We start from the raw sequence: 11330 nt of genomic DNA, 5'->3' as shown, positions 1-11330 counted from the left end.
CGAAAAATACGGCTTGCCCGCCATATAGTGCGGCTGCGCCACACCTCGCCGCCGCCGGCCGCCCGGCCTACCTATAGCGCGGCCAGCACCGGCCCAAACGTATCGAGCCGGTAGGCTTTGTCCACCGTTTTCTTGTCAAACAGCATAAAGTACTTGTACTGCTTGCCAGCCGCCAGCGCCCAGGCTGCCCCCAGGTGGCGCTTGTATGTGCTGTCGGCGTTGTCGTAGATGTCGCCCTTGGTTTCGAGCAGCAGGGTGTTGCCTTTGGCGGTATGGACGATGAAGTCAGGGTAGTGATTTACCAACGGCCCGTTGAGGCGAAAGCCTTCGCCGGGCCGGGCGGGGTTGCGGGTCCAGAACGTTACGTTTTCGGCGTCGGCCAGCAGCTGCATCAGGTCGCCTTCGGGGCCGTTGCCGGCCTCTTCTTTGGCGTAGAGCGAGCGCAGGAGCGGCAGCGCCACCTTGCCCACCACGCGCTGGGCCGGAAAGCTGTAGTCAGGCACCACGTCGATGCCGTTGGTGTCGATGCGCTGGTCAAACACCTTCATAGCGTGGACACTCGTGAGGTGGTCGAGGTGCTCGTACACCGCATTGGCGTAGTGGGCAGGGTCGGCGTAGGCGGCGCGCAATTGCTCGGGGTCGAAGGGGGCCAGTACCCGCTCTACGTACGCCTGCACCGCCGGGGCGGGCAAGTAGTCGAGCTTCTTCCCAAAAAACTTACCGATGGCGCGGGCCGCATCCTGGCGCTGGCGTAGCGGCGAGGCCGCCCGAAAGTAAGCCAGCAGCGGCTCGCGCAGCTGGGCGTCAGCCTTGCGGATGATGGGGGTGTAGGAGTGGTCAGCCTGCTCCTGCAAGTCTATCACGCGCAGCGCTTCAGCCTGCTGCTGAAAGTCGATGTCGATGCTTTGCAAGCTCAAGTCGAAGCCCGCCAGCAAACTGCCCTTGGCCAGCGGGGCGTACTTGCCGAACAAGCTGCTGCCAGTGGGCACCATAAAATTGGGCAGGCGCAGGGCCTGGGCAGCGGCGGCCACGTCGGCGCGCATGGGGTAGCCGGGTACTTGCTGGGCCACGGGATTGGGGCTGAGGGTGGGGTCGGCGGCAATGGCGGCGGCCGCGGCTTCGGTTTTCTCGAAGGCGGCCAGCGCTTCGGCTTCCATCGTTTGCTGGCCTTCTACCAGGGCGGCTACCGCGGCGGCCACGGCCGGGGCAGGCGCGGCCGGGGTGGGCGCGCCCGCGGGGCTGCCTGCGGCGGTGGTGCCCACCGTGCTGGCCAGGGCCGGGGCAGCGTAGTCGGCCGGGGCGGCGAGGGCGGGGGCGGCCAGTGCGGCGGCGGCCGCAGCTTGAGCGGCGTAGTCAGCGGGGGTTAGCTCTTCGGCGTCGGCGGCCCCGAAGGCCAGGCCGTGCTGCTGGCCAGGCGTGGTAGGGGCCGGGGTGGGCTCAGGGGCATCGGGGGCGCGGTAGCAGTCGGTGGCCGTAAAGCCAGCTACTTGCAGGCCCGCCACAATGTTGGCCAGCGCCCCCTGAAAGTCGGTGCTGGCCGTGAGCACATAGCTGCAATTGAGCAGCGGCTCGGGGTGGGGCGTGGCGTAGGGCTGGCGCAGCACCCGGCCCAGCAGCTGCTCTACCTGCACGGGGCTGCTGCGGTTGGCCACCGAGGCCAGGATGTAGGCAAACGAGCAGTCCCAGCCTTCGGCCAGCGCGTTTATCGTGATGATGTAGCGCACTACGCAGCCAGGCGCGAGCAGGTCCACGTCTTTTAGCTCGTCGCGGTCAGCAGTTTTTATCTTTATCTGGGCTTCGGGCACGCCCAGGGCCAGCAGGTCGGCCTTCACCTTGTCGTAGGGGGCCGTGGCAGTGGCGGTGCGGGCCTCGGCTTGCAGCAGCACGATGGGGCGCACGTAGGGCGCGCCCTTTTTCTTGTGGGCGGCGGTGGCCAGGGCTTCGAGGCGCTCCTGCCACAGCTTGGCCCCGCCCAGCACGTCGGCCTTGCGGTAGCGGTTTTGCACCACCACGGGCAGCTTCACCATGTGCTCCTGCTTCAGGGCCTGGGCACTCACCAAAGCCAGCAGGTTGCTGGCCGGGCGGGGCGTGGCGGTCAGCTCCAGCACAAAGCGCGGGCTCAGGGCGGCCAGCAGCTTGTCGCTGAGCGTGGTTTTGGCGTGGTGGCTTTCGTCGATTATCACCACCGGGGCCAGGGCGCGCAGCACGTTCATGGTGGCGGTGGGGTCGGTGGGGGTGCCGTCGGGCCGGGGCACGGGGGCGGGCAGGTGGCCCGCGTAGGCACTCACGAAGGCCAGGTTGGCGCTGTTGGCTTCGTAGGCTTTGCGGTTGTCGGGGTCGGCGGTGCGTAGCGTGTCCAGGCACAGCACCACCACGGTTAGCTGCTCGCCCTGGGCCGCCGCCAGCAGGCCCTGCCCCTGCGCCAGCTCGTCTTTGTCAATCACCGCCACCCGGCCGCCGAAGGCTACGTCGAGGGCCTGCCGGTAGGCGTGGCGGCCGTTGCGCAGCGCCTTTAGGGTTTGGGCCACGATGGCCAGCGAGGGGGCCAGCCACACCACCAGCCGGGGCGTACCCGCGGGGGCCGCGCCCAGCAGCTGCCCCACCGCGTGGCAGGCCAGGTAGGTTTTGCCGCCCCCGGTGGGCACCTTCACCGTGAGCTGCGGCACCGCCGCCAGGGCCGGCGTGGTCTGGTAGGGGCGCAGAAACTGGCCCGGCTGGCCAGTAGCCACGTCGAAGGGCGTGCGCGGGTGCCCGGCCCAGAAGGCGGCGAAGGCCTCGGCCGGGGTGTAGGCCCCGGTGCCATACAGGGCGGCGTAGCGGCCCAGGTCGGCCAGCACTTGTTGGAGGTAAGACTTGAGTACCATGCAGGAATAGGCGAATAAAGAAGAGAAAGGGGGCGGGGCGGAGCTTTTTTGCCGGGAGGTGGGCTCGGTGGGCGCCTGACCTCACCCCCCGGCCCCCTCTCCTTGGGGAGAGGGGGAGCCTGACGAGTAATTATGACCTCTCGCGTGTGTTTGCGGTCGGCTCTCCCTCTCCCCAAGGAGAGGGGCCGGGGGGTGAGGTCAGGCGCCCACCGGGCCCGCCCCCTCCCCGCCCCTACCAGGCCCCCAGGTCGCGCGGAATTTGCTTGAACACGATACCCTGGGCGGCCAGCCAGGCCGGGGGCAGCGTGCAGGCATCGGCATATACCACGTAGCGGGGGGCGGCCACGGTTAGCTGCGTTAGCCAGGCTTCGTTGAGGGTGCTGGGGGTGGCGGGGGCGTAGTCGAAGTACACGCGGCTGCCATCGGGGGCGGTGCCCAGGTAGCTGGGGTGGCAGGCCGCCGCCTCGGGGGCCGGGGGCGGCAGGGCGGTGCCCGTTTCCTGCCACCACACATACTGGCGCAGGGCGGCGGGCGGGGCGGCCGGGTCGAGCAGGCCGGTGCCCGCATCGAAGAGCGGCGCACCCAGCTCGCCGTAGCTGAAGCGCCCGCCCAGCTCCGCCACCGCGCCGTAGCCGCCCAGTACCCGCCGCGCCCGCTCGGCCGTGAGCGTGTCGGCGTAGTCCTCTACCTCTACCAGCAGGCACTGCCGCCGGCCGGGTATCTCCTCTTTAGCGTTCAAGCTGGCTACTGCGTGTAGTGTAGTGCCACTGCCTGCGAAACTATCAAGGATAATGGCATCAGGGTCGTCAAATGTTGCCGCTTTAATAAGGTATTCTACCAAACTGACGGGCTTGGCATAGTTGAAGCTCTCTCCTATCTCATTATTAAAGATGGCAGCTAGCTCCGCAGTAGCGTCTTCGTTGGTACCAACGCCCGATTCCGCGTTTATAAGGGAGGATGGTGCCTTAATCTTCGTGGCTTGGTCGTGACGCAAGGCGTTAAGTCCAAATTTACTGGAAAGCGTTACCTGAGTTCCTTTTCGTAGTTCAGCATCTAAGAAATCTTGTACCCACCTAAAGCGTCCATTTACAGTCAAAGGCGTTATTACTAAGCCTTCCTTGACCTCAAAATCATCAGAAAAGTCAAGACCTAATACAGAGTCCCCTCTTTTACCGGCTTTATAAATCCCATCTTTTAAAACAGCCAACACTTTATTGGGGGGAAAGACCAGAGTAGCTAGATTATTGGGTCTGTTGATGAGTGGTTGCTGCTTATCGCTGTAAGCACCCTCACCATAAAGTATCAATGGCTGGTCATGTACACGTTTGTAGGCCAATACGTATTCTGTCATCTTGCGAATCTTCTTGGATAAGAAGGAGCCTTTCTTCTTTCTAACCCATGTAAACTGCCCAATGAAGTTTTGTGGCCCGAATATCTCGTCCATGATACATTTAAGGTTCGCAACTTCATTATCATCGATGGAAATGAAAATGACACCGTCGCTGCTCAATAGCTTATAGAGCAAGTTCAAACGAGGGTACATCATGCACAGCCATTTATCGTGGCGTGATAAATCATCGGCGTCAACTGGTAGGTGCGCTTTGAACCACTCTTGCAAACGAGGGTCGTCAACGTTGTCGTTATAGGCCCACTCCTTATTGCCGGTGTTGTAGGGCGGGTCGATGTAGATGCACTTGACGCGGCCCGCAAACTCGGGCAGCAGGCTTTTGAGGGCGTCGAGGTTATCGCCGTGGATGATGCGGTGGGCGGGGGCGGTGGGCGGCGTACCGGGGGCCTCAAAGGCAGCCGTGGGCACAAACGGCCGGAACGGCACGGCCAAATGGTGGTGGCGAATGGCGTCTTTGCCAAGCCAGGTGAGTTCGGGCATAAAAAACAGGAAGGCGGGCCGGGCACCCGGCCTGCTTCAAAGATACATCCAGGCCAAGGCTATCTCAACTTAAGCCCAGGCTTTGGCTAAAATAAATATATTATGGTCAGTTGGTTATTGGGCGAGCCTGCTTACTTTTGAAGCTCAACCGTAGCAAGCCGCGCCGGGCCCGGCCCACGCCCCCTACGGCCTTTCCTCACCCTCCAGCTCCCGTTCGCAGCCCTCCCACAGTTCTCCCTTACCCTCTTAAGGCGCGTCGGTGGCCACTGACGCGCCTTCCGCGCCCGCCGAAGCCATTTCCGCGCCCGCCGACGCGCCTTCCGTGCCCACCGAAGGCACATCGGTGGCCACTGATGCGCCTTCCGTGGTCGCCGACGTCCCGTCATCGGCCCCGCCCGCCCAGCGCGGGGCCCTTGTGGTTGGCTCTGTGCCCCCCGTTGGGCAGGGCCAGCCGCCAATTATCCCAGTTAGCCACGTTGTTTCATTTTTTTCCACCTGCTACGTTATGCCACGCTTACTTCGCACCAGCTTCATCGCCATTACCAAAGACAAAATCGGCCCGCTGGCCCTCAACTGCATCACCCGCCTCACGGGCAATGCCTTTTACAAAGACGCCACGCCCTACGTGAGCGACCTGCAAACCGCCCTCGCGGCTTACACGCCGGCCGCCGCCATCAAAAACCCCGTGCCCGAGCAAACCGCCGCCCTCTACCAGCTGCGCGACGCCCTCAACCAGGCCCTGAGCAGCACCGCCCGCTACGCCAACTCGCTCTACCCCGACAATGAGGCCGCCCTGCTCAGCACCGGCCTCGACCTCACCAAGGAGCCCGAGCGCCGCACCACCCTGGAGCCCCCGCGCAAGTACGAGCTCAGCGACGGCACCGAGGCCGATACCCTCTGCGCCAAAGTAACCCGCGCCCTGGGCGCGGTAGCCACCGAAATCCGCTACACCGACGCCCCCGACCAGCCCTGGCACCAGTGGCTGAGCGTGACGACCACCCGCCCCAGCGTGCTGCTGCGCGGCTACAAGAAGCGCACGGAAGTGTTTGCCATGTTCCGCTCGGTGGGCGGCGACACCGACGACCAGCCGTTCTCGGAAGTGCTGAGTAGGATAGTGCAGTAGGCGGGGCGGGCAGGCTCGCCACCCGTAGAACCTCCCCCCCCGGCCCCCTCTCCGAAAAAGAGGGGGAGCCGGACGCCTTTTCGACGTTGGCCTACGTCCGCCAGCGTCAGGCTCCCCCTCTTTTTTGGAGAGGGGGCCGGGGGGTGAGGTTCCGCGCCCGGCGAGCCCACGCCCCCAAAAGCCAAAACGGGCGAGCCGACCACTGGTCAGCTCGCCCGTTTGGCGTAGAAGCGGCGGGCAAACGCTACCCGCCGCCCTTAAAGTAGCCTACTCACACACCAGGCGCTTGGTAGCGATACCCTGGCTGGTTTCGAGGCGCAGGGTGTACACGCCGTTGGCCAGCGTGCCCAGGGGCAGAGCACGCAGCGCGGCCCCGGCGGGCAGCGTGGCGCGCAGCACTTGCTGGCCCAGCGCATTGAGCACCGTGGCCTGCACCGCCTCGCGCTGCAAGGCAGCCGGCAGCAGCACCTGCACCGCGCCGTGGGCGGGGTTGGGGTACAGCTCAATCTGCTGCCCCAGCGCAGCGGCCGTGGTGCCCAGCGGCGTGGCCGGGCCAAACAGCAGCTCGAAGCGCCCCGTGGCCGGCGCACCCGCCGCCACCGTGAAGCTGTAGCTGGTGCCCGCCGACAGCGGCGTGAGCGTGCCGGTGAGCTTGTCGCGTAGGCTTACCGCGCCCGTTTGGTTGAGGAGCTGGGTTGCGCGCAGGGTGTAGCTGCCGGGCTGGGTTACAGCCACGCCCAGGGGCACCACGAGGCTGGCGGCACCCGGCAGCGGCAGGCCGTTGATGCTGAGCTCATCGGCTGCGGCCAGCGAGAACAGGTTGAGGGCCGCCGAACCCGTGTTGCGGAGCTTGCCGGCGTCGAAGGCAGCATCGGCGGCGGCGGTAGCGCCGGCCTCGAAGTACACGTAGGTGTCATCGGTAGCGCCCGAGGGGGCGGCTAACCGCAGCTGCACCAGCGGGCGCAGCTCGGCGGTGCGCTGCATGGCGGGCTGGGTACCGAAGGTGGTGACGCGGTTGGCATTGGTGAGGGCGAGCGTGGGGGTAGCCCCGGCCGCATTTACCCGCACAAAGAAGCCCTGGCCGGCCGGCACGAGTGGCGAAGCACCCATCCCGTTGACGTAGCTGCGGTAGCTGCCGCCGTACTGGCTATTGCTGCTGTACACGTACAGGGCCTGACCCAGGCCGGCGGGCACGGTCACGGTGCTCCAGTCGAGCGGGGCCGGGTACGGGTTGCCGAGCAGCTGCCAGCCCGCCTCGGAGGGCGTGCCGCGCATGAGGGGCAGGTTGATAGGCCCGTTGTTGAGCGTGCCGGTGAAATCTACCAGCTCGGTGCCGGCTAGGTTCACGGTGTAGCCGCGGCCCACGGCCAGCGGCGCGGTGAGGGCGGCCGGGGCCACCCAGCCCTGGTCGAAGGTGTTAGCCGACGTAGTGAGGCGGCTCTGGTCGTAGCCGTACACGGTGGCGAAGGTGCTACCCGCCACGGCCGGCGCGAAGGTGGCGGTGCCAAGGTCAGCCACCGTCGCATTGCTCACCGGGGCCGCGTAGTGGCGGTAGCCCAGGCCGGGGTTCAGCGAGGCGTCGAGGTAGCGCTGCACGGTGGTCGTGCCCACGACTACGCCGCCGGTGTTATCAACCAGGGCGGTGCCGCTGGCGTCGGAGTGCAAGGTTAGCATTTGACTGCCGAGCGTCAGGTTGCCCTGGGCGAGGCGCAGCACCTGCATCACCGTGAGCGGGGCGCTCAGGGTTACGCCGGCCTGGTTTTGCACCATCAGGTTGCGCACCTGAGCGGGCAGGCCCGCGCCAGTGGCCTGGGCCACGCTGCCATTATTGCCATTATACAGATAAGTAGCGTCGGGGCTGAAGGTGCGGGTGCCGGTGGTTTGCACCGCGCCGCTCATGGTGCCGGTGGGCGCGAGGCCCGCCGCGTCGCACACGCGCAGCTCGCCGCCGGCGGCCACCGTGAAGTCGGCCGCGCCCGCGATGGGCTGGCAGTTGGTAGCCAGCATCCCGCCGCTAGCGACGGTGATGGTGCCGGTTGCCGTGAGGGGCGCGCTCAGCATCAACTGGCCTTGTACCATTACGTTGCCGTAGCTGGCGGCTGCGGCCATTGTCATGGTTTGGCCGGCCACTACCGTAAGGTCGCTAAGCACGGTGAAGGTGCGCGACACCGAGGCCGCGGGCAGGTACTTGAAGTCGCCACCCTGGCTCACGGTAATCGTAACCGTGCCGGGACCGACAATGCTGATGAGGCCATTGTTGATGGTTGCCACGTTGAGGTCCGAGGTAGCGTAGGCTAGTTGCAGGCCCGAGGTAGTGGTGGCTCCTGGGTAGAAGTCGGCCGCGCCCATCGCCTTGTCCGGGATGGCCGCCATCGTGATGGTCTGGGGCACGCGCACATACAGCGAGTCGCGGGTGCCGGGCGTGAAGGAGATGCCGCGGTAGCCGTAGTTGGTGGCCGTGGCGGCCTGCGTATTCACGAGCGGCGTGGTCGTGATGGCGAGGTTGTTGGTGAAGGCCGTGTTGGCCAGCGTGTAGGTCGTGGCCTTGTCCTCCATCTTCACGATGGACGTGAGGCTGACCGCGTAGAGCGTGGGCACGCCCTTGACGAGGGTGCCTGTGAGGTCGCGCAGGGCGTTGTCGTTCAGCCCGGTTACGGTGTAGGTGCCGCGGGCCGTCCAGGTGGTGCCGTTAAAGGTGTACTTGTTCAGCACCGAGGCGGTGGCCGGCGACACGGGGTCGTCGGAGTAGTAAAGCAAGTCCATGCCCGGCACGTTGGGGTTCACGTCGAACATCACGAAGCCGCTGGGCTGCGTGCCGCCGCTCACCATGTTGGGGATGCCGGGCAGGGCCGTGGGCGTGGTAGCCTTGCCGGGCACGCCGGGCAGCTTCATCACCTTGGCGCTGCCGGTCGTGTTTTGGGTGAAGTAGAGCTGGCCCTCGTACACGGCTATCTTCTTGAGGCTGATAACCGGGAAGATGGTGGTGCCGGTGCGGCTGCGCGGCGTGCTGCTCACGGTAGTGGGCAGCGAAGCGTGCTTGAGACCGAGGTTGCTGGCCCCGTAGGCGATGTACACGGTGGCGCTGTCGGTAACGGCGGCCGTGCGCAGGGGCTGGCTGTTGCCATCCGAGAAGCCGGTGCGGGTGTCGAGGTTGCCATCGGCGTCGAAGATGGCTACCACGCGGGCGGCGTTGCCGCCGTTGGGGTTGGTGTTGCCGGTGCCGAGGTTAAAGCCGGCCAAAGCCATCTTGGTGCGGTCGGGCGAGAGGCCGAGCGCGCCATCGGCGTTCACTTTGATGCCCGAGCCCACGTAGCCGAAGTTGGCCCCGTAGTTGGCCGTGGGGATGGGGATGCTGCGCATGAGCTGCCCGGCCGTGTATAGCGTGCTGTTGACGGGCGAGTACTCGTCGATGTACACGGGCAGCGTGGCGTTGGTGCCGCCCGTCCAGCCGGCGTTGCCGTAGCGCGTCACGGCGATGTTGCCGCGCCCGAACGGCATGGGCGGCGTAGTAACGACGGTGGGCGGCACGAGGCTGGGGTTGAAGGCCATCGGCGACACCTTGTCGCGGTACACGATGCCGGCCGGGGTGATGGTGCTGGGGTCGCCGTCATTCACGAACAGCTTGCGGGTGTCCTCCACCCACTGGTAGAGCGAGTAGCGCTCCACGATGCGCGCCGTGTCGAGCATCGTCACGAAGGCCTGAATCTTGGCCGCCTGGTCGGCGTAGGTCGGCTTGGGGCAGCCGGTTGAGGTAGTCCAGTTGGCCCCGTTGTTCCACTCCGTAATCCAGATGGGGCGGCGCGTACGGTCGTACACGGCCTTGAGGTAGTTGTAGAACTGCTGCGGCGTCTGGCACCCGCGGTAGAAGTGCAGGGCCACGAAATCGACGCGGTAGCCCGCTGAGTCGGCGCGGTCCATGAAGGTGTAGAGCCAGCTGGCCCCGCCATCGGTGGGCGCGGGTGAGCCCACGCGCAAGCCCGACTGCAACAGCCCCGGCCAGGCCGCGATGGCCTGGTTGACGCTCATGTTAGCCTGCGACTTGGTATCGGGCTCGTTGAAGCCGAGGAAGTGCGTGACCTTCTTCTTGTTGTTCGTCGTGTTGAAGTCCGGCCACCACTGCGTCTGGCGAATCGGCACATACTCCATGTCGAGCGACGACTGCCCGTTATTGTTCCAGTTGTAGTTCCAGGCCGAGTGCAGCGAGTCGCCGAGCAGCGGCGCGCTGCACCAGCCCTTCTTACTCACCCAGGCCCAGGGCAGCACGCGCACCATCGAGGTGCGCCCCTGCAAGCTCAAGGGCAGCGTGCTGATGGTAACGTCATTGTCGGGCGCAATGTACACTTTGCTGAAGCCCGTGCCGTCGGCGTTTTCGGCGAAGGTGGCCATGTAGCCCTTTTTGAGCTTGAAGGAGCCGATGTTGTCGTTGAACGCCCCGAGGTCAGCCGTTTTGTAGTAGCTGTACTGGCTGAACTTCATCGAGCTGCCCCCAAAGGCGCTGCCCGTAAAGGCTTCCAGCGGCTGGTAGGTACTGGGCTGGCTGATGAGCACGCAGCCTTGCAGGTACTGCACCAGGCGCACGGTGGTATCAATCTGGGCGCGCTGCCCGTTCACCGTTACCTGGCTCAAGAGGCGCTGGCTGAACTTGGAAGGCCGCACGCCCTCGAAGTACAGCCACACGTTGTCCCCCTGCATGTCTATCATCGAGCCCTTGAGCGGGTTGCTCGTGCCAGTTACGTGGAACTCCGAGTTGCCGCTCACGCTCAAGATGCGGTTGGTGATGCTGGCCTGCGTGCTGCTGGCCGCGTTGGCGAGGTTCTCGACCTGCAAGGCCGCGCCGGTGGGCTGCACGGCGTAGGTTTTGGTGGCGCCGCTGGCGGCCGTCACCACCACGCTCAGGCCACTGCTGAGGGTAGTGTATTTGGGCACGGGCTGGCCGCTGCCGTTCACCACTTTGATAGAGGCCCCGGCCGAGGCCGCGCTGGCCGAGAGCAGCTGAGCCACGCGACCGTTGGCGGGCAGGTTGCTCACCGTCTGGGTGGTTTGGTCGATGGTGCCGAGCCAGGCGGCCGTGAGGTCGTTGGCCGTCGACTGGGCGTGGGCAGCGGCCGTAGCCGCCAGCCAGCCCCCAGCCGCCAGCACCAGCCGAACAGGACGCAGCCACTGCGCCCCGCGAAGGGTAGAGTTCACCATAAAGGGGTGGGAAAAAGGTAAAAAAAGAAGCAACGAAAAAACCCCGCAGGCCCGCCCCGCGCTAGGCGGGGGCAGGCTTACGGGGTACAATGTTATTCTGGGTTTAATACCAGGCAGGGGGGCGTTTTGGGTAATTGCCGGGGGTAAATTCACGGGCGGGCGGGGGGCGGCGGGGGGCGGGTTTTTGAGGATTATTGGTCTGTTTGGGCGTTTGGCGGCGCCCGGCGAGCCGCGAGAGGGGAGCCTCATCCCTCGCTCCCCTCTC

General features: G+C 65.6%; 4 protein-coding genes. 1 reads left to right on the top strand and 3 read right to left on the bottom strand.

What is annotated here, in order from left to right; genetic code table 11:
* Positions 1 to 71: 71 nt before the first annotated feature.
* Both VFO93_RS04340 and VFO93_RS04335 read right to left on the bottom strand, forming a co-directional pair.
* Positions 72 to 2864, bottom strand: coding sequence for a DEAD/DEAH box helicase (locus VFO93_RS04340; RefSeq protein WP_325133101.1), 2793 nt, complete (start codon positions 2862 to 2864; stop codon positions 72 to 74).
* A gap of 232 nt (positions 2865 to 3096) precedes the next feature.
* Positions 3097 to 4752 (bottom strand): site-specific DNA-methyltransferase, encoded by a 1656-nt coding sequence (locus tag VFO93_RS04335; protein ID WP_325133100.1) that lies wholly within the window; start codon positions 4750 to 4752, stop codon positions 3097 to 3099.
* A 505-nt stretch (positions 4753 to 5257) separates the two neighbouring features.
* On the opposite strand from VFO93_RS04335, the gene VFO93_RS04330 reads away from it, so the two are divergent.
* Positions 5258 to 5875 carry a hypothetical protein gene (locus VFO93_RS04330; protein ID WP_325133098.1) on the top strand — a complete coding sequence of 206 codons (618 nt, stop codon included), beginning with the start codon at positions 5258 to 5260 and terminating at the stop codon, positions 5873 to 5875.
* 267 nt (positions 5876 to 6142) lie between these two features.
* Here VFO93_RS04330 and VFO93_RS04325 read toward each other — a convergent pair whose 3' ends face one another.
* A complete protein-coding gene (locus tag VFO93_RS04325; protein ID WP_325133097.1) occupies positions 6143 to 11065 on the bottom strand; it encodes a glycosyl hydrolase in 4923 nt (1640 codons plus the stop codon).
* Between the last annotated feature and the right edge of the window lie 265 nt (positions 11066 to 11330).

It is taken from the genome of Hymenobacter sp. (genome assembly GCF_035709525.1).
Lineage (GTDB): Bacteria > Bacteroidota > Bacteroidia > Cytophagales > Hymenobacteraceae > Hymenobacter.
Note: the sequence above shows the minus strand (reverse complement) of the source record. Positions and strands in the feature narration are given on the sequence as shown.

What these genes read in the sequence shown, in the direction of transcription:
- VFO93_RS04340 (WP_325133101.1), bottom strand. Translation starts at nt 2,864, where the DNA reads ATGGTACTCAAGTCTTACCTCCAACAAGTGCTGGCCGACCTGGGCCGC.
- VFO93_RS04335 (WP_325133100.1), bottom strand. Translation starts at nt 4,752, where the DNA reads ATGCCCGAACTCACCTGGCTTGGCAAAGACGCCATTCGCCACCACCAT.
- VFO93_RS04330 (WP_325133098.1), top strand. Translation starts at nt 5,258, where the DNA reads ATGCCACGCTTACTTCGCACCAGCTTCATCGCCATTACCAAAGACAAA.
- VFO93_RS04325 (WP_325133097.1), bottom strand. Translation starts at nt 11,065, where the DNA reads ATGGTGAACTCTACCCTTCGCGGGGCGCAGTGGCTGCGTCCTGTTCGG.